This is a genomic window from Actinomadura chokoriensis (assembly GCF_039529475.1).
Taxonomy (GTDB): domain Bacteria; phylum Actinomycetota; class Actinomycetes; order Streptosporangiales; family Streptosporangiaceae; genus Spirillospora; species Spirillospora bangladeshensis.
Genome location: NZ_BAAAMW010000007.1, coordinates 109730 through 127944, shown reverse-complemented (window position 1 = coordinate 127944; position 18215 = coordinate 109730). Strand labels below are relative to the sequence as shown.

Annotated in this window: 18 protein-coding genes and 1 pseudogene; 8 read left to right on the top strand and 11 right to left on the bottom strand. The window is 71.5% G+C overall.

Annotation, left to right across the window (positions count from 1 at the left end; translation table 11 throughout):
• Window positions 1-34: 34 nt before the first annotated feature.
• Window positions 35-340: a DUF1330 domain-containing protein gene (locus ABFX46_RS17500; protein ID WP_346043345.1), complete on the bottom strand. Its 306-nt coding sequence runs from the start codon at window positions 338-340 to the stop codon at window positions 35-37.
• Between the two features lie 185 nt (window positions 341-525).
• On the opposite strand from ABFX46_RS17500, the gene ABFX46_RS17495 reads away from it, so the two are divergent.
• A complete protein-coding gene (locus tag ABFX46_RS17495) occupies window positions 526-1428 on the top strand; it encodes a LysR family transcriptional regulator (protein WP_346043343.1) in 903 nt (300 codons plus the stop codon).
• Between the two features lie 151 nt (window positions 1429-1579).
• On the opposite strand, the gene ABFX46_RS17490 is transcribed toward ABFX46_RS17495, so the two are convergent.
• Window positions 1580-1756 carry a hypothetical protein gene (locus tag ABFX46_RS17490; protein ID WP_346043341.1) on the bottom strand — a complete coding sequence of 59 codons (177 nt, stop codon included), beginning with the start codon at window positions 1754-1756 and terminating at the stop codon, window positions 1580-1582.
• A 245-nt stretch (window positions 1757-2001) separates the two neighbouring features.
• Between ABFX46_RS17490 and ABFX46_RS17485 the strand changes: the two genes are divergently transcribed.
• Entirely contained in the window at window positions 2002-3267 is a 1266-nt protein-coding gene (locus ABFX46_RS17485; RefSeq protein WP_346043340.1) for a tetratricopeptide repeat protein, read from the top strand.
• Window positions 3268-3830: 563 nt separating this feature from the next.
• On the opposite strand, the gene ABFX46_RS17480 is transcribed toward ABFX46_RS17485, so the two are convergent.
• Window positions 3831-4025 carry a DUF6069 family protein gene (locus ABFX46_RS17480; RefSeq protein ID WP_346043339.1) on the bottom strand — a complete coding sequence of 65 codons (195 nt, stop codon included), beginning with the start codon at window positions 4023-4025 and terminating at the stop codon, window positions 3831-3833.
• On the opposite strand from ABFX46_RS17480, the pseudogene ABFX46_RS17475 reads away from it, so the two are divergent.
• Window positions 4011-4253: pseudogene (locus tag ABFX46_RS17475) on the top strand (IS110 family transposase); the annotation flags it as partial. The gene ABFX46_RS17480 and the pseudogene ABFX46_RS17475 sit on opposite strands and share 15 nt — an antisense overlap.
• Window positions 4254-4280: 27 nt before the next feature.
• Here the strand turns inward: ABFX46_RS17475 and ABFX46_RS17470 are convergent.
• Together ABFX46_RS17470 and ABFX46_RS17465 are read right to left on the bottom strand one after the other, a co-directional pair.
• Entirely contained in the window at window positions 4281-4697 is a 417-nt protein-coding gene (locus ABFX46_RS17470; RefSeq protein WP_346043337.1) for a hypothetical protein, read from the bottom strand.
• A 360-nt stretch (window positions 4698-5057) separates the two neighbouring features.
• Window positions 5058-5480, bottom strand: coding sequence for a DUF6069 family protein (locus tag ABFX46_RS17465; RefSeq protein ID WP_346043336.1), 423 nt, complete (start codon window positions 5478-5480; stop codon window positions 5058-5060).
• A gap of 152 nt (window positions 5481-5632) precedes the next feature.
• On the opposite strand from ABFX46_RS17465, the gene ABFX46_RS17460 reads away from it, so the two are divergent.
• The gene (locus ABFX46_RS17460) at window positions 5633-6790 is read left to right on the top strand and encodes a sensor histidine kinase (RefSeq protein ID WP_346043335.1); all 1158 of its coding nucleotides are present in this window, start codon (window positions 5633-5635) and stop codon (window positions 6788-6790) included.
• Window positions 6778-7440, top strand: a complete 663-nt coding sequence (locus ABFX46_RS17455; RefSeq protein WP_346043333.1) for a response regulator — start codon at window positions 6778-6780, stop codon at window positions 7438-7440. The genes ABFX46_RS17460 and ABFX46_RS17455 overlap by 13 nt, the downstream gene beginning before the upstream one ends.
• Before the next feature lie 187 nt (window positions 7441-7627).
• On the opposite strand, the gene ABFX46_RS17450 is transcribed toward ABFX46_RS17455, so the two are convergent.
• Window positions 7628-8245 carry a TetR/AcrR family transcriptional regulator gene (locus ABFX46_RS17450; RefSeq protein ID WP_346043332.1) on the bottom strand — a complete coding sequence of 206 codons (618 nt, stop codon included), beginning with the start codon at window positions 8243-8245 and terminating at the stop codon, window positions 7628-7630.
• Window positions 8246-8456: 211 nt separating this feature from the next.
• On the opposite strand from ABFX46_RS17450, the gene ABFX46_RS17445 reads away from it, so the two are divergent.
• A complete protein-coding gene (locus tag ABFX46_RS17445) occupies window positions 8457-9065 on the top strand; it encodes a recombinase family protein (protein ID WP_240808530.1) in 609 nt (202 codons plus the stop codon).
• A 190-nt stretch (window positions 9066-9255) separates the two neighbouring features.
• Here ABFX46_RS17445 and ABFX46_RS17440 read toward each other — a convergent pair whose 3' ends face one another.
• From ABFX46_RS17440 to ABFX46_RS17425, 4 genes are all read right to left on the bottom strand, one after another.
• The gene (locus ABFX46_RS17440) at window positions 9256-10506 is read right to left on the bottom strand and encodes a cytochrome P450 (RefSeq protein ID WP_301175875.1); all 1251 of its coding nucleotides are present in this window, start codon (window positions 10504-10506) and stop codon (window positions 9256-9258) included.
• Entirely contained in the window at window positions 10503-10901 is a 399-nt protein-coding gene (locus ABFX46_RS17435; protein WP_171069428.1) for a hypothetical protein, read from the bottom strand. The genes ABFX46_RS17440 and ABFX46_RS17435 overlap by 4 nt, the downstream gene beginning before the upstream one ends.
• A 316-nt stretch (window positions 10902-11217) precedes the next feature.
• The gene (locus tag ABFX46_RS17430) at window positions 11218-11703 is read right to left on the bottom strand and encodes a DUF6114 domain-containing protein (protein ID WP_138641307.1); all 486 of its coding nucleotides are present in this window, start codon (window positions 11701-11703) and stop codon (window positions 11218-11220) included.
• On the bottom strand, window positions 11694-12365 hold the full coding sequence (locus ABFX46_RS17425; protein WP_138641308.1) for a DUF6230 family protein: 672 nt from the start codon (window positions 12363-12365) through the stop codon (window positions 11694-11696). Before ABFX46_RS17425 ends, ABFX46_RS17430 begins: the two co-directional genes overlap by 10 nt.
• A gap of 122 nt (window positions 12366-12487) precedes the next feature.
• On the opposite strand from ABFX46_RS17425, the gene ABFX46_RS17420 reads away from it, so the two are divergent.
• A complete protein-coding gene (locus tag ABFX46_RS17420) occupies window positions 12488-13084 on the top strand; it encodes a TetR family transcriptional regulator (protein WP_138641309.1) in 597 nt (198 codons plus the stop codon).
• Between the two features lie 160 nt (window positions 13085-13244).
• On the opposite strand, the gene ABFX46_RS17415 is transcribed toward ABFX46_RS17420, so the two are convergent.
• Window positions 13245-16268, bottom strand: coding sequence for a Tn3 family transposase (locus ABFX46_RS17415; RefSeq protein WP_138641310.1), 3024 nt, complete (start codon window positions 16266-16268; stop codon window positions 13245-13247).
• Between the two features lie 552 nt (window positions 16269-16820).
• On the opposite strand from ABFX46_RS17415, the gene ABFX46_RS17410 reads away from it, so the two are divergent.
• The gene (locus tag ABFX46_RS17410; protein WP_301175877.1) at window positions 16821-18107 is read left to right on the top strand and encodes a PP2C family protein-serine/threonine phosphatase; all 1287 of its coding nucleotides are present in this window, start codon (window positions 16821-16823) and stop codon (window positions 18105-18107) included.
• The last annotated feature ends 108 nt before the right edge of the window (window positions 18108-18215 follow it).

Genomic DNA, 18215 nt, shown 5'->3' with positions numbered 1-18215 from the left:
GTGACAGACGCCCAGCGATGGCCGGGCCCGCTGGTCAGTCGATGCCTTCGACGATGCGGAAGTCTCGCTCGACGCCGTCGGGGAGGGCGACCAGCGCCTTCTGGTATGCCTCGCTCTCGCATGCCGCGACGGCCTGTTCGAAGCTGTCGAACTCGATCAGAACGACGCGTTGCGTGATTCCGGCTTCGTGGGCGACGACTCGACCGCCACGGGACGGGAGGAGGGCCAGGTTGCGCCCGCCCCCGGCCTGGACAGCCGGACCGGCCAGCTTGTCGTAGGCAGCCAGCCCCTCAGGGTTGGAAATGGCGGGGTAGACACTGACCCAATAGCCCTTAGCCATGGAAACCTCCAGTGTTCGGCCGGACACTTCCGGCTTCTAATTGACCAGATCGATCGATCCCGGCGACCGGCACTGCGGTCGGCTGAATCGCCATATGCGCAGGTTAGGACTTGATGTGCGGTCGAGGGAAAGACCGGTACGAGATAAACTCAGAACGGATCGTTATCAATCGACGGGGAGGGCACGTGGCGCCGGATACGGTGAGCCTGCGGTACTTCCTGGTGCTGGCGCAGGAGTTGAACTTCACCCGCGCGGCCGCACGGATTGGTATCGCACAGCCCGCACTCAGCGCCCGGATGCGCCGATTGGAGGCGGAACTCGGCACGGCCCTGCTGGTCCGCGACACGCGTAGCGTCGTATTGACTACAGCCGGTGCGGCTCTGGCGGAGTGCGCGCCGCCCGCGCTGGCGGCGCTGGACCGGGCCTGGGACACCGCCCGGAGCGCGGCGGCCGGTGAACTGGGCACGCTGCGCATCGGATACAGCCTCAGCACCGGGGCCGAGACGGCACCGGCCCTGGTGGACAGGCTGATTCGCGGCAACAGCGGACTCGAGGTCGGCGCGGTCCCGATGGGGACACCGGAGATCTCCCCCGCGGTGGCCGACGGCCGCATCGATGCCGGGATCACCCGCGGTGAACAGCCTGGCCGCGGTGTGCGCCGGTTCTTGCTGCGGCGTGAGCGCGTCGGGGTTCAGCTGGCGCAGCACCATCCGCTGGCCGAACACACGGAGATCGAGATCGCCGACGCGGCCGCGTATCCCCTGCGACTCGCCGACCGTGCGGCCAACCCCGTGGTTCACGATCAGCTGTCCGCACTGTTCCAATACACCCGGCCACACCCCCGATTCCACACGCCCGCAGTCTCTTTCGACATGTCTCAGCGCGACCTGCTCGACGGGGTCACACTCGCCCCGGCCGGAGAAGCCGCGGTCACAGCGCAACCGGCCGGTCTCACCTGGCGACCGCTGCGGGGCGCGCCCAGCCTGACGATCCACCTGGTCCTCCCACGCGAGCAGTCGCCGCTGCACCGCCGCATCCGTACCGTCGCCAAAACCCTGGCGCACGAGCTGAACTGGCTGCCGGGCTGACGCGCAGGAGGTCAGGCGAGACGGACGCCTGCGGTGGCGAGGCCGAGGAGCTCGCGCCCGGCGGACTTCGCGGCGATGATGACGGCGGCGGTCTTGCTGAACGTCCGACTCCCGCCCCGTCTGCCCCGCCCCCGGGTGCGGGGTCAGGTGGTCAGCGGAACTGCTCGGCGTGGTGGGCGGTCGATGGCGCGGGCGAGGACGCGGGTGCGCTGGACGGGGGTTGCTGGACGGGGGCGAACGACCGGGGCCCAGTGATCTCGTGGGCCTGGCCGACATGGGCGTCGTCGAGCAGCGCGGCGACGGCGGCGATGTCGCGTTCGTCGATCAAGGCGACGGCGGAGGTGATTGTCGGGCGCTGCCAGCGACGCCTCGGCGTTGTGGAACAAGACGTTCTCCTTGCCCACCACGCGCTTGAACGGTGCGATGGCTCCGACGTGCGGGTCGTGTCCTGGTGAGCGCTTAAGGTGCACTGTCGTGGACGCTGCTGATCTTGACTACCGGGTCCGAACGTTGACCGGCTGCATTCCTCCCCGGCTGGTGGCGCGGCTTCTCGAACTCGGTCATGAGCGGGAAGTGGAATTCCAGGCCGGCCGCGGCGAGTGGTTCTGCGCGCTGGAGTGGGCGCGGCTGCTCGGGCAGCGGGGCCGGCGCGGGCAGGCGTTGGAGGTGCTCGCCCCGTACATCGCCACGAACTGGTGGACGGCGGCCAAGGCTCGGGCAGAGCTGCTAGAGGGGTGGGGCCGGGTGGAGGAGGCGGTCGCGCTGTCCCGCCCGTACGCGGAGGCAGGTGACCGGCTGGCGCTGGTCTTCTTCGCGCGCCTGCTGGCCCGCCACGGCCGCAGCGGCGAGGCGTTCATGCTGCTGCGCGCCGGGATCCAGGACTGGTTCCTCGCCGAGTGCCTCGTCGACGTCGCCGAAGCGGCGGGCATGGACGAGGAAGCGGCGGCCCTGCTGGAGGCCCGGGTGGAAGCGGCGGTCCCCGCGTGCGACGACGCCGACTGCACCGACCTGCGGATGGAACCGTCCAACGCGGTCGACCTCCTCGCCACGATCAGAGAGCGCCAGGGCCGGATCGAGGAGGCGATCGCCCTGCTGGGCACCCGCGAGGCCACCTCCGTCAACGGCCGTGACCAGCTGGCCGACCTGCTGGCCAGGCACGGTCGGATCACGGAACTGCGTGCGTATGCGGCGTCGGACTTCCACGGGCACGCCGTGCAGCGCCTCGCCGAGGTGCTGGAGGAACGCGGCGACGTGGAAGGCGCGATCGCCGCCTACCGCACGTTCGGTGCTGCGCCGGACGGTATGTGGCATGTGGCCGTCCCGCTGTCCGAGCTCCTGGTCCGGCACGGACGGGCCGGCGAGGCGATCGAGGTGGTGCGCGCGCTCGCCGAACGGCCCGGTGGCGCGGAGGACTGGATCGTCCGCACTCTTTGCACCCTGTGCGCCGACCACGGCCGGCCCCGGGAGGGCCTGGCCCGCCTCGATGCCCTCAAGGCGCGAAGCGGCGGCCAAGAGGAATGGGACTTCTTCCGGATGCGGCTTCCGCTCATGGCCGACTGCGGCCTGCTCGATGAAGCGATCGAGCAGGCACGGGCGCATCCCGAGGGCAACACCTGGTATGCGGCCTGGGCCCTGTCCGACGTGCTCGCCGCAGCCGGCCGCACCGAGGAGGCCGCCGCCGTCCTCGAACAGCACCCGTCGTTCAACAGCTCCCTCCGTGCCGAGCGCCTCATCGACCTCGGCCGCATCGACGACGCTGTACGAGTCCTCCAGCAGCCAAGGGCCAAACCGACCACACCCCCCTGGGACGGCGCCTACTCCACCGAACCACCGTTCTGACAGCTCGGGCTGGTACGGGCCGCACGTTTCCTGGGACCGCACTTGCCCGCGACCAACTCCAACTCGTCATCCAGCACCGTCCAGTGCTCGACAAGCTCGCCCATTCCCACCGATTGCCGTCCCATGGCGGGTCACGTCCAGTGGAGACCACACGGGCGCGCTGGACATGGACCTCCTCGGCGGCGGGCTGGTCGTAGACGGTGCGCACCAGCGTGGCCATCCACGCCTGCGCCGCCTTGGGGAAGCGTGCTCGCACCGAGGCGCTCGCCGCGCCTGCGGGTCGCACGTCGCCGACGGCGAGGCGCAGCATCGGGCCGCCGGATCTGCCTGCGAGCAGGCCCTGCGCCCGGGGCGAGGTGGAGAAACTGCGTGCGGAGCTGGGGCGCCTCCGTGCGCAGGTCGCTCGGCCGGCTTGACCTGCGTGGCGCACTCGGTTGGGCTGGCCCGTGCACGGGACGCTGTTTGCGGCGGGGCCGTCGCCGTGCGGGAATGTGTCGTCACTGATGAACTCGCCGACCGAGGCGCCGTTCGCTAGGACAGGCATCACCTGCGGGGTGGCGGGGTTAGCGGTGTCGTGCCGAGGAGGTGAGGCCGGGGATCAGGACGGCCGCTACGACCAGGTGCAGGGCGGTCAGGATGAGCAGGGACCCGGTGTCGGTGGCGCTGCTGAGGGGGCCGGTCAGTGACAGGGCGAAGACGGTGAGCGCGATGATCGTCCACGTGCGGCGCGGGCGGGCGGGCGGTGGGACGGCGAACACACACTCAGAAGCGGAAACCGGCAGCTCAAACGGGACATGTTCCTCTCAGCCTTCGCCGTCCTGCACGACCCCGCCTCCCGCACCTACTACGACAAACGCCGAGCCCGCGGCAGAATCCACACCCAAGCCCTGCTCGGCCTGGCCCGCTACCGCATCAGCGTACTGTTCGCCATGCTCGGCGACGGCGCCTTCTACGGGCCTCGTCGCCCCCAAGCGACGGCTGCATGAGCCATGCCCGCAGGCAGTCGGCCCAGATCAGCACCTTGTGCCGCCTGTCCAGGCCGAGATATCGGCGGCACCCCGACGGACGGCTTCGTCCGGGTCCCGGACGAGCTTCCCGCAGGCTGCTGCGACGTCCCGCATACCATCCGGTCCCACGAGCGCGTCGAGTATTCCAGTCTGCAGCCAGTCGGCTTGGTTGTCGTCAGCCTCGGTAACCGCGAGAGCGATGAGCCTCATAGCGGCCACCGTCCCCACCCGGGCCAAGGCCTCTGCCGTCTGTCGAATCACCGCCGTGTCCTCGACATCCAGCAGCAACCCCACCAGCGCTTGCGCAGCCTCAGGAACATCAGCGAAGGGAACAAGGTCACGCCCGGCCCGAGCGCGTTGCTCCCACCGAGGAGACAGCGCCTCAGCCAAGGCCGCCTCCAACCCACTCATCATCTCCGGCACGACCCGACCGTCTCATGCCCCCGAACAAGATCGAACCCCGGACCGAAGCTGCCCATTCGCTTGACGAAGAACATAGAGGCACCCCCGACGCACCGCTGCCGACGGCGAGGTGCAGCGTCGGGCCGCCGGGTCCGCTCGCGAGCAGGGACCGGCGCCCGGGGCGAGGCGGGGAACCTGCGCGCGGAGCTGGGGCGCCTCCGTGCGCAGGTCGCTGGGGCGGCTTGACTCGCGTGGCGCGCTCGGTTGAGTCGGCCGTGGGCGGGACGCCGCCTGCGCCGGGGCCGTCGCCGGGCGGGAACGTGCCGTCACCGGTATTCGCAGACAAAGACGCTGTTCGCTAGGACGGCCATCGCCTGCGGGCTAGGGGTGTCGTGGTGAGGAGGTGAGGCCGGGGATCAGGACGGCCGCTACGACCAGGTGCAGGGCGGTCAGGATGAGCAGGGACCCGGTGTCGGTGGCGCTGCTGAGGGGGCCGGTCAGTGACAGGGCGAGGACGGTGAGCGCGATGATCGTCCACGTGCGGCGCGGGCGGGCGGTGGTGCGTTCCAGGAGGGCCAGCAGCGCCCAGGCGGCCAGTCCCGCCGTGAGGGGCGCGGCGGCGACGGCGGCCGCGCCGATCGGCTGGGGGCGGGCGCCGGTCTCGGCGGACGGGTCGAGTCCGGCGACCGGGACGGTCAGCGTCCACAGCGTCAGGGCGGCGAGGGTGGCGGCGGCGACGGTCGCCGCGCGGCGGACGCGGGTGCGCCTGGTCGGGGTCGGTTGAGTCAGGGGGCTGCCGGACATGTCGGTCTCCTTCGTTCGTGTCCGGTCACGGTCGCCGTCGCGGCGGGGTGGGCGCATCGGGCGCGAGGCCAGGGGCGATCCGTCCCTTGGTGGGGCGGGCACCTACTTTGGTCGGTGTCGGCGGCTCGGGGCCCGTGGCTAGCCTTTGGCCGGTGGACGAGGTGACGTTCGGCCGGGTGGACGCCGGCCCGGCGGGGCGGCGCAGGCGCGTCGGCGCGGTGATCCTGCTCGCGGTGTCGGCCGCGCTGGTGGGGCTGACGGTCTGGGGCCGCTGGAGTTCGGGCGGCTCGCTGCCGCTGGACATCGCGGCCGGTGCGGCGGGCTGCGCGCTGGCGCCGCTGCTGCTGTGGCGGCCGGTGCCGGTGGCGCTGGCGCTGTGCGCGCTGGCGGGGCTGTCCCCGGCGGCGACGCCGGTGGCGAGCATGGGGGTGCTGCACGTCGCGCAGCGGCGCCCGTTCCCGGTCGCGGCGGCGGTCGGCGCGGCGGCGCTCGCGGCGCACGTCGTGCAGGGGCTGTGGCAGCCGAGCGGCGGGATCTCCTTCGGCTGGTGGCTGCTGCTGGTGGCGCTCGGGGACGGGGCGCTGGTCGGCTGGGGCGCGCTGGTGCGGGCGCGCCGGGCGCTGCTGCTGTCGCTGCGCGAGCGCGCGCGCCGCGCCGAGGCCGAGCAGGGCCGCCGGGTCGCCGAGGCGCGGATGGCCGAGCGGACGCGGATCGCGCGGGAGATGCACGACGTGCTGGCGCACCGGCTGTCGCTGCTGGCCACCTACGCCGGGGCGCTGGAGTACCGGCCGGACGCGCCGCCCGAGCGGCTGGCCGAGGCCGCGGGGGTGGTCCGGGCGGGGGTGCGGCAGGCCCTGGAGGAGCTGCGGGAGGTGATCCTGCTGCTGCGCGCCGACGACACCGGCGAGGACGACCGGCCGCAGCCGGTCCTGGCCGACGTGCCCCGGCTGGTGGCCGAGTCGCGGGCCGCGGGCGGGCGGGTGGAGCTGAACGACGGGACGTCCGGCGCGGACGGCCTCCCGCCGGCCGCCGGCCGGACCGCGTACCGGGTGGTGCAGGAGGCGCTGACCAACGCCCGCAAGCACGCGGCGGGCCGTCCCGTCCGGGTGGTGCTGGAGGGCCGTCCCGGCGACGGGCTGGTCATCGACGTCCGCAACCCGCTGCGCGCCGACGGCGGCGACCCGCCGCCCGGCAGCGGGACGGGCCTGGTGGGGCTGACCGAGCGGGTCCGGCTGGCCGGGGGCAGGCTCGACCACGAGGCCGCCGGGGACGAGTTCCGGCTGCGCGCCTGGCTACCATGGCCCGCGTGACCCGCCCCCTGCGCGTGCTGATCGTGGACGACGACGCCCTCGTCCGCGCCGGGCTGTCGATGATGCTGGACGGAGCGGGCGGCATCGCGGTGGCCGGTGAGGCCGCCGACGGCGACCAGGTGCCCGCGGCCGCCGACGCGCACGCGCCCGACGTCGTCCTGATGGACCTGCGGATGCCGCGCGTGGACGGCATCACCGCGACCCGGCGGCTGCGGGCCAGGGCGGACCCGCCCGAGGTCATCGTGCTGACGACGTTCGACTCCGACGAGAACATCCTGCGGGCGCTGCGCGCCGGGGCCAGCGGGTTCCTGCTGAAGGACACCCCGCCGGACCGGATCGTCCAGGCCGTGCACCGCGTCGCCGCCGGTGAGCCGATGCTGTCGCCGGCGGTCACCCGCCGGCTGATGGACCGCGCCGCGACCGAGGCCGGCGCCCACCAGCGGGCCCGCGCGGCGCTGGCCGGGCTCAGCCCGCGCGAGAACGAGGTGGTCCTGGCGATCGCCAGGGGACGCTCCAACGCCGACATCGCGGCCGAGCTGTTCATGAGCGTGGCGACGGTGAAGGCGCACGTGTCCAGCGTCCTGACCAAGCTGGACATGGACAACCGCACCCAGATCGCGCTGCTGGCCCACGACGCCGGCCTCGCCTGACCGCCCCCGCGGCGCGCGCTTCTCGGCGTGCCCCGTGCGCGGGGGATGGTGTCGAGAGGGGCCGCGCGGCTCCGGCGTCTCCTGCGCGAGGCGCCACCGCCGCGCAGCCCGGCCGGGCAGCGCTACCTGAACGCCCGCGCCGGCCCGCCTGCCGCCCGCCTGCCGCCGTGACCCGCGGCGGCGCGGGTCACGGCGCCGGCGGCGGGACGAGGATGCCGGCGCGTGCGGCGGCGCAGGCCGCGGCGGCGGCGCGGTCGGCGGCGGTCTCGTCGACCGGCTCGCCGGTGATGAACGCCCGGTGGTACAGGGGCGCGACGGCGGCCCGGACGACCTCGGCGGGGTCGGTCCCGGCGGGGACCTCGCCGCGCCGGGCGGCGCGTTCGGTGATGGCGGCGGCCTGCTCGTGCCGGCGGGCGTAGAAGGCGTGCAGGGCGCGGGCCGCGGTGTCGCTGTGCGCGGCGGCCAGCACGAACGCGCGCGTGAGCGGGGCCTGCTCGGGGTCGGTGAGGCCGGTGAGGACGAGCCGGGCGAGGTCGCGCAGGTCGCCGGCGAGGGTGCCGGTGTCGGGCACGGGCCACGGTTCGGCGGCGGCGCGGGCGAGGGCGTCGGCGATGAGGCCGTCGGCGCCGCCCCAGCGCCGGTAGACGGTGGTCTTGTGCACGCCGCAGCGGGCCGCGACGCCCTCGACGGTGAGGCCGCGGTAGCCGTGCTCGGCCAGTTCGGCGAGGACGGCCTCCCGGACGGCGTCGCGCACCCGCGCGGTGCGGCCGCCGGGACGGACGGTCCCGGGCTCCGGGCTGGTCATCCGCCGCCCCCGCGGCGCCGGTCGGTTCCCGGGGTTGAGGAACCTGCGGACAGCCGTTAGCGCTGAGAATGATCTTTGGGGTGAGTGTTCCGTTAGGGGATCCCTCACCGGAACACCGGCCAGCCGGGGCGGTGCCCCAGGTCGAGGTGTTCCGTAAGAGTGTTCCGCGAACTGTCCCGGTGACGGGGCCCTATCCGGAACACTTGAGCGCGTGAACGCCGCGAACGCTACGGCTCCCGGCACGATCCGGGTCGGGTACGCCCGCTGTTCCACCGACGAGCAGGACGTCGTCGTCCAGACCGAGCAGCTGCTCGCGCTCGGTGTCCCGGCCGATCGGATCTACATCGATCGGGGCTTCTCCGGGACGACCCGCCGCAACCGCGGAGGTCTGGACCAGGCCCTCGCCGCGGTGTGGCCGGCCAGCGTGTTCACCGTGACCAAGTTCGACCGGTTCGCCCGCAACATGGCCGAGGCCAACCAGATCCTCACCGACCTGTCCGACCGCGGCGTGCTGTTCGGGCTGGGCGGGTCGGTCTACGACTGGAGGGACCCGTTCGGCCGGCTGTTCCTGCAGACCCTGGCGATGGTCGCCGAGTTCGAGGCGAACCTGGGCCACCTGCGCACCCGCGAGGGCATGGCGCTGGCCAAAAAGAACGGCAAGCTCAAAGGCAAGCAGCCCAAACTGCCCGAGTCCGCGCGGCGGTCGATCCGCCGCCGCTACGCCGAGGGCGAGGTGTCACTGGCCGACCTGGCGACCGAGTACAGCGTCGGCCGCTCCACCATCCACCGCGTCATCCACGGGCAGGGAACCCCCGGGTAGAACACGGTTCACACCCGCACTCCGCTCCGCCCTCACTGTTGATGCCGGCCGCTGATGCCGGAGACGGCGGGCCGGGCCGGTCGTGGGTGGCCGGCCTTGGCGCGGATGGTGAGCAGGTTGCTGGATTTTGGGCGGGCAGCGCAGGGGCTGGCCGCGCCGTTGCGCGGGGTTGCGGAGGGCGCGGCCCGGGTCACGGGTGGAGGGTGAGGGGGAGGTGGGCCAGGCCGCGCAGGGCGATGCCGGGGCGTCGTTGGGGTTGCGTCGGCCGGGTGATGGCGGCGTATGCGGGGCTGAGGAGGTGTTCCAGGACGATCTGGGTTTCCAGGCGGGCCAGGTGTGCGCCGAGGCAGAAGTGGATGCCGGAGGCGAAGGACAGGTGGGCGGGTTCGGGGCGGGTGACGTCGAGGGTGTCGGGTTGTTCGACGAGGTCGGGGTCGTGGTTGGCCGCTCCGAGGAGCATCACGATGACCTGCCCGGCTTTGAGGTGGGTGCCGGCGAAGTCGGTGTCGTGCAGGACGGTGCGGGCGTCGACCTGGACGGGTGAGTCGTAGCGCAGGAACTCCTCGACCGCTGTGGGGATGAGGGCGGGGTCGGCGCGCAGGGCGGCTTGCTGGTCGGGGTGGTCCAGGAGGGCGTGCAGGGTGTTGCTGAGCAGGTTGGTGGTGGTCTCGAACCCGGCGCCGAACAGCAGCAGCGACGTGGAGATCATCTCCTGTTGCGACAGGCGTGCCTGCTCGGGTGCGGTGGCCATCCGCGACAGCAGGTCCTCGTGCGGGTCGGCTCGTTTGGCGGCGAGGAGATCGGTGAAGTAGGCGACGAGGTCGGCTTCGGCCGCCGCGGCGGCGGTGATGGCCTCGGGGTCGGCGGCGGGTTCCAGGAGCGCGACCATCTGGCGGACTTTCGGGGTGAACACCATCCGGTCGGCTTCGGGGACGCCGAGCAGGTCGGCGATCACGTTGACCGGCAGCGGCAGGGCGAGGGTGTCGACGAAGTCGCCGCCGGACCGGCGGGCGAGTTGGCCGAGGTGTTTGCGGGTGCGGTCTTCGATGGAGGCCCGCAGGTCCTGGATGTGCCGGGTGGTGAACACCGAGCCGACCGAGCGGCGCAGCCGGGTGTGCTCGGGCGGGTTGGCGAACAGCATGCTGTGCCCGAGCCGCCCTTGGGCCTGGCGCTGTTGTTCGCCGGCGCCGCCGGGGAGTCCGAAGCCCGCCAGTTCGTTGCCCTTGCCGAACGAGCGGTGCCGCAGCGCCGCGTCGCACTCGGCGAACCGGGTCAGGACCAGGGTGCCGTCACCGGTGAGCAGTACCGGCGCGGTCTCGCGCAGCCGCCGGTAGGCCGGGTAGGGGTCGTCGCGGGGGGTCAGGAAGATCTCGAAGAACAGCTGCTCGGCGGCCGGATCGCTGGTCGCCGTGCCCAGGGCCGTGCCGTTCGGGGATGTCATGAGGGGGTCCCGTCGTCGAATTGGCCGATGGCCTCCCAGACGCAGTCTTCCGCTGGGCTGGTCGCGGTGAGCCGTGCCCAGCTCTGTCCGGCCTCCACGGAGGCCAGCCGCGCCACCAGCAGGTAGGGCGGGCCCGCGGCCGGACACTGCGTCCAGGTCAGCCAGATGCCCCGCAGCCGCAGCGGCGCTTCGATCAGCGACCCCAGGTGCGTCAGCGTCACCGCGCACACGCTCATCACCGCGCTGGGCTGCGGTTGGTCGGCCGGGCCGCCGGGCAGCACGGCCAGCGCCCAGACCTCGCCGCCGACCGCCCTCCATGCCAGTGATCGGGGTGCGTGGGGTGGATCCGATGGGGGAAGCGGTTCGCGCCAGACCAGACTCTGTATCCCATCCATACCCCCACCATTTGACACTCAAGCCCTCTATGTCAATGAAGAGAACACGATTGTTCTGACTGTCAACCAGTCCATTGCCCGGGGTTTGCGGACACCGGGGTTGTTGCGGTCATCGGTGTGAGCACCCCGGCAAGCCGTGCAGGCGCGCGGCTGGATGCCGGGCACCCCCTCCGGCCACAAGGGGTACCGGTCAGAACCGCGTCACGGGCGTGTTCGCCCCCGGGTTCGGTCTGCCCCCGGGTTCGGTCTGCGGGGGCCTGGCGGGCTGTGTGGTGTGAACCTGGTCCCGGCGGGCGCCTCCGCCGGGACCAGGGGCCTATGGGGTGCGGGGGTGGTGCGGCTGCGGGGTGGAAAGTTCACCGGAGGGCGGCTCGGTGTCTCCGGTGGAAGGCCGAGTGGCGTCTTCGGTGGCGTCTTCGGTGGCGGGGGTCCAGGCGAAGGCGAGGGAGCCGCCGGTGAGGGCGAGGAGCATGCCGATCAGGAAGCCGCCGAAGTTGGTGTAGAGGAAGGAGGCCAGGGCGGCCAGGAGGACGATGACGCTGAGCAGGGTGTGGTGGCGGGGCTGGTACCACAGCAGCAGGCCGGTGAGGGTGATGATGCCGCCGAGCAGGAACCCGGCCAGGCCCGCGGTGCCGGGCAGCGACAGCACGGTGTACAGGTCGGCGGGCAGCAGCAGGATGGCCGCGCCGCCGGTGGTGGTGAGCAGGCCGCCCCAGAAGGGCCGGCTGCGGCGCCAGGACCGCCAGCGCCGCCAGTGGTTGCGCAGGCGGCCGGTGAGCGGGGTCGCGGCGTTCAGAAGCATTCTTTGACGTCGCCTCCCATGGTCATGTCGATCCCGGCGAGTTTGAGTCCGCTGGCGGTGACCCAGCGGACCTGGCCGTGGATGCGCAGTTTGAGGTCGGTGCCGGTGATGGGCAGGGTGCCGGGCGGGCCGGTCTGGACGGGGATGTCGCCCAGGCCCTTGACGGGAGTGGTGCCGCCGCGGCCCAGGGCGATCCCGCCCCCGACGACCTCGACGTCATCGATGGACTCCAGGGCCAACTGGAGTTCATCGAGCTGGAGCCGCTGCCCGGGTTGAGTGGTGATGCGCAGCACCCGCGAGCCCAGCGGGCTGGAGACCTTGCCGGAGGCGCAGATGCCCTCGGCCCAGGTGTCGCGCAGCGCCAGGGCGACCACGGTGCGCCGGTCGCCGTCGCGGGTCTGGAAGAACCGGGGGAAGGACCCGCCGGCGTTGGTGGACAGCCGCTGGATGGTCAGTTTGATGTTGGTCTTGCCCTTCAACCCGGCCGAGACCGGTAGCGCGCCGCGCAGCACCCCGACGACCATCACCGCGACCACACCCAGGACCGGAACCAGGACCGCGGCGAACCTCCTCCACCGGGTCCGCCCCGCAACGGTGGGGAGACTGGGCGGGGTGTCCAGCGGAGCGTGGCGGCGCCGCCACAGCCGGTCGATGAATCTCACCCCGCCACCTTTGACAATCAGTCGCGACTTGTCAATGCCACGCACATCATTGGTTGGAATGTCCTCGGCGGGGGTCGAGGGGTGTCCGGCCACTGGACACCCGGCTTGTTACTGTCGGCGGCGTGAACACTCACGTCCCGGCCGACTTCCAGACCCGCGTGCGCCACCAACTCCGCAGCGACGCCCTGGACGCCGCGTTCGCCCTGATGACCGACCAGGGCTGGTCGGCGGTCACCATGACCGCGGTCGCCGCGGCCGTCGGCGTCAGCCGCCAAACCCTCTACAAAGAGTTCTCCTCCAAGGACCAGATCGGCCAAGCCCTGCTCATCCGCGAAGCCGAACGCTTCATCGACGGCGTCGCCGCACACGTCGCCGCGCACGACGACGTCGCTTCCGCGATCGAGGCCGCCGTCCGCTACACCCTCGACCAGGGCGCCACCAACCCGCTGCTACGCACGATCCTGTCCGGCGACCGCGGCGGCGACACCCTGCTGCCCCTGGTCACCACCGACTCCCAGCCCCTCATCGCACTGGCCGGCCAGGTCCTCAGCCAGCACATCACCGCCCGCGCCCCCGGCCTGGACGACGAAGACATCGCCGCGACCGCCGACGCACTGGTCCGCCTCACCGTCAGCCACCTCCTGCAACCCCTGGACGACACCGGCACCACCGTCACCCGGCTCACCCGCCTGGCCACCCGAGGCCTCGGCCTCCCCTAAAACCCCGATCCCCGACGAGGGAGCGGACGGCGTCATCTCCGGCGGCGTTCAGGTCGCCGACGAGATCGGTGGCCCGTTCCGCCAGGTCGAGCACGGGATTCTGATTGGATCGGCCAAGGGGCGCAATCACTCGATTCCGCCCCCGCGGGTGGTCTCGGCGCTACTGGGCGGCGCCTGCTTGCGCGGTCTGCGCCCGGCCGCCGAGCGGCAGGCGCTTGGCCACGTCCAGCCGTACCTCGCCGTAGGGCTGGACGTGCTGCCAGAACAGCGGAGTCAGCCCGCGCCGGTCGGCGGGCTTGAGCAGTTTGGACCATTGGGGGTCGGCGAGGACGTCTTGCAGCATCAGGGTGTTGATGTAGACGAGCGCGGCCTGCAGGATGCGCAGGCACAGGACGGTCATCTCCAGTTCCTCGCGCCGGTTGGTGGCGATGTCGCCGCCCTTGCCGTAGAGGATGACCGAGTTGGCGCCGTTGGAGGACTCCACCACGTTGAGACCTTCCTGGATCTCCCGCTGGAGTTCGCGCAGGCGCAGGTAGCGGGCGATGAAGATGGTCTTCTGCGCGCGGCCGACCTCCAGCATGGCCTGGTAGACCGGGTGGGAGGCGGCCTCGGTGAACCGGCGCAGGATCGCCTCGGTGGAGGCGGTGCCCTGTTTGATCGCAGTCGCGTACTTGATCATCTGGTCGTAGTTCTGCTCGATCACCTCCCAGCGGACCGGCCGGGTCATCGCCGGTGCCAGCCGCGGGTACAGGTCGCTTTCGCCGCTCTCGACGCGGTAGAGCTTGACCTTGTTGATCTGCTTGATGCGCGGCAGCAGGTCGAAGCCCAGCAGCCGGGTCACGCCGAACCCGATCTCGGTCTGGCCGTGCGAGTCGACGTAGTTGCCCTCGACCTTCATGGCGGTGCCGTGCCGGACCGCGCCCTCGATCATCGCGTGGACCTCCGAGGCCGAAGCGCGCAGGGTCTGGGAGTGCACGACCATCGACCCGCGCTCGATGTGCCAGTAGATGAGGATGCCGCGGCCCCCGTAGCGGGAGTGCCACTCGGTGAAGATGTTCTGGTCGTAGGCGCGCACGTGCGTGGAGTCGGAGGCGACGGTGGTGGTCGCCTCGCCCCACAGCGCGGTGTCGCGGGCGGTGAAGGTCGCGTTCGCGATGGCGATCGCGATGTCGGCGGCGACCTGCGGGGTCAGGTAGCGGCGCCGCACGTAGCGGATGTCGTCCTCGCTGTGGGCGTGGCCGCCGGCGGCGACCGCCCGGATCCCGGTGTTGGTGCCGTACCCGAAGATCGCCAGCATCAGGCGCTCGGCCAGGACCTCGGGCCCCAGGGTGGAGTTGCCCGCCACCGAGGTGACGGCGTTCAGGCAGCCGGTGCGCAGCACCGCCTCCTTGAGCATGTCGATCAGCGGGACCGCGCCCCAGCGGCGGCTCACCTCGTTCTTGATCTTGCGTAAGTTCCGCGGCTCCTCCGCCGGGCCGATCTTCGTCAGCTTGATCGCGCCGGACTTGCGGCCGGAGATCTCCACCCAGTCCAGCTTGGGCAGCGCGGTGTCCAAGGCCTCCAACTCGGCGCGCATCTCGGCCTTCAGTTCGGCGATGAACTCCTTGGGGTCCAGCGGCTTGCGCAGCTCGGCGTAGTTGGCGGCGCGGCGGGCGGCGAAGTCGGCGGGCAGGTCCTCCTCCGGGTCGCGGAAGGAGTCCGCGCCGACCACCCAGATCTCTTTGCAGCGCAGTGCCTCGCGCAGTGCCTGGAAGGTGACGATCTCGTACACCATCCGCACCACCCGCCGACGGCCGCGCTTGTCGCTCTTGAACACCAGGTCCTCCCAGGCGCCGGCGGTGCCGCGATGCTCAGGCACCCGCTCGCCGCGCGGGTAGTAGGTGGTGTTGCCCGCCTTGGCGTAGCGGCGGACCAACTCCAGCGCCTCGATCACCGGCTGGTAGGCGGTGTTGTTGCTCTTGAACTCCAAGGTGTCCAGCAACGCGATCAACCCGCGCCGGTAGTGGTTGGTGTAGGAGGCGCGCAGCGTGGTCTGCACCGTGGTGCGGTACGCCGGGCCCTTGGTCTTGAACTCGTGCACCAGGTCCTTCAGCGTCTGCTCGCCGCCGGTCACGGCCGGGAAGATGACCGCGCGGACCGGATCGTCGGGACGACCGAGCGCGGCGTCGGCGACCCTGAACAGGATGTTCTCCTTCCCGGTCACCCGTTTGAAAGCGTTGATCAGCTCCTTGGTCACCTTGCTGTCGGCCCGCGCCTTGATCCGATGCACGGTCGCGATCAGCAACTCCACCAACGTGTCGGTGACCTCCCGCTCCCGCTCGCAGACCAGCGCCGCCAACAACAGCACCGTCAGCTCACGCGGGTGCGTGCGCATGTGAGAGGGAGCCTCCACCGCCGCCCGAGCCCGCCAGGCCGCCAGCACCTTGGGCGCCACATCGGCGAACAACCCCAGCGGCAACCCGATCGAACGCACCGCCTCCAGCTTGCGGATCTCGGTCATCATCGACTCCAGGCTCACGTTGCCCGGAGCCGACTTGATCAGCGCCAGCAGCCCAGAAACGCCGTCGTCCTCCTCCGCCGTCGCCTCGGCCGCCTCATCCTCGCTGTCCTCGTCGTCGACGCCATCGTCGATGCCGGCCAGGGCGCAGATGCGCCCGGTGGTCTCCGCACTCAGCCGAGAAGCGATCCGCACCGACCAGGTGACCTCCGCGTTGTGCAAGGCCGAGGCCACGATCCGAGAGATCCGCCCCGAGGTCGGCGGTTCGATCCGCTCCTCACGCAGATACTTGAGCAGCTCCTCACGAACCCGCTCGGGCCGGCGCTCGGCGTGGGCGACATTCTCGGCCAGCCACACCGTGACCTTCTCCGCGTCCACGGTCGTGCAGACGCGAAAGTCCAGGTGGGTACGGATCTGACCACGGTGATACTCGATCGTGGAACCAGACCACTCGTAGAAGCCGAACTCCGAGGCGGGCACCTGGACCTGCTTAGCCACATGCTCGACAGCCTCGTCGGCCAACTCCGAACGTCCTCGCGGGAAGCGCCCGTGCTGCGTATAGAACTTCAGCAAGACCGCGAATCCGAGGCGCGTGGCGCCACGCTTCCCGGCGATCAGCTCACGCTCCTCGTCCAGAACCGTCCAGTGCTCGACAAGCTCGTCGATGTGCATCGGGGGGTGCGCCATAGCCGCCCAGCATCGACCAGCCAAATCACAACAAGATCAACGCCGTTTGGGGCTCATGACGCGTTTCTTACCGACACCCCTACTTTGGGGCTGGGGTCAGCTTCGGGAGTAGGACGCCGAATCGTGCGAGCGACACCGCGAACCGCCCCAGGCTGGCGAGGGCCGAAACCCTCTCCCAGAAGCGGTGAGAACGACGATGCTTCACCGGATCATCACCCCTTTCTCTCTCCCGTCCCCTGTAGACGGGCGCCCTGACGACAGGGCTCCGGGAGATCCGGAGGGGTGCTCCACCAGTCGGCCCTCCACTCGGGTCCGCGCGACCAGATGAAAGGTAGCTCTGCGTAACATCTCTGGCGAAACCCCTCCGGTGGCGTGTTTGCGGTGGTGGGGGGCCGGCGGGTGGGGGTGTGGGGCGCTGTCTGGGGTAGGCCTTGGTGATCGTTGTTTCCGTTGGTGTCGTGATCGGGGGGTGAGGGCGTGGCTGGGCGGTCGGTTTCGGGTGGGCCCGGGCCGGGTCGGGGTGGGGAAGGGCCGCCGGGGCGGGATGGGCGGTTGCCGGATCTGGGCGGCGACGACTTGGACGAGATTCAGGCCGGGCTGCAGCGGCTGGCGGCCGAGCACGGCCGGTTGCAGGAGTTGTTGAACGCGGTGCTGGCGATCAGCGGCCATCTGGAGCTGGAGGAGGTGCTGCACACCATCGTCGAGGCGGCGCGGGAGCTGGTGCGGGCCCAGTACGCCGCGGTGGGGGTGTTGGACGACCAGGGCCAGTTCACAGAGTTGATCACTTCGGGGTTCGGGGTCGACCAGTTCGCCGAACGGGTGGGCGAGTTGCCGCACGGGACGGGGCTGCTGGGAGATCTGGTACGCGATCCGCGGCCGCTGCGGGTGGAGGATCTGCCCTCCCATCCCCGCGCTGCGGGGTTCCCTGCCGGACATCCGGTGATGACCACGCTGCTGGGCGTGCCGATCCGGGTCCGCGACACCGTCTACGGCAACCTGTACCTGGCTGACAAGGCTGACGGGCCGTTCACCGACCGGGATGAGGAGGTGGTGTCCGCATTGGCCAGCGCGGCCGGAGTGAGCATCGAGAACGCCCGGCTGTACGCGCGGCTGCGCGCGGCCACTGAGGACTTCCAGCGGCGGCTGCTGCCGCAGATGCCTCAGCTGCACGAGTGGGAGCTGCAGGCCCGGTACCAGCCGTCCAGCCAGGCGCCGAGTGTCGGCGGCGACTGGTACGACGTCATCCACCTGCCCGACAGGGTGCCGTGCGTGATGGTCGGGGACGTGATGGGCCACGACCTGCGGGCGGCCACGGTGATGAGCCAGATCAGCAACATGCTCCGAGTGATCGCCTTCGACCAGCGCGAGCCGCCCAGCCGGATCCTGCAGCGCCTGGACCGGGCGCTGCACGAGTTGCACGGCGGGCCGATGGCCACAGTGATCGTGGTGCGGCTGGAAGGCGACGGTGCAGGGCGGCAGCTGCGGTGGGCCAGCGCCGGGCACCTGCCGCCGCTGCTGGCCGTCCCCGGCGAGCCCGCCCGATACCTGGAGGCCGATGTCGGGCCGCCGCTGGGGGTCGATCCCGACGTCGTCCGCCCCGACCACGAGCATCGGCTGCCCGTCGGCGCGACCGTGCTCCTGCACACCGACGGACTGATCGAGGACCGGGCCCACACGCTGGACGAGGGCATGCGGGGAGCCGCTCGTATCGCCACCGGCCACGCCGACCGGCCCCTGCCGCAGCTGTGCGACGCCCTGCTGGCCCGCTGCCGGCAGGGCGGTGAGCACGACCTCTTCGAAGACGACGTCGCCCTGCTCGCCGCCCGGCTGAAACCCTGAGCGGCAGCTCGTCGAGCCCGGGGCGGAGGGGCCGGTCGGAGCGGGGGGCGGGCATCGACCCTTGCCGGGGCCGTTGGGAGCCCGGCCGCAGGGACCTTCTTCCCTTCA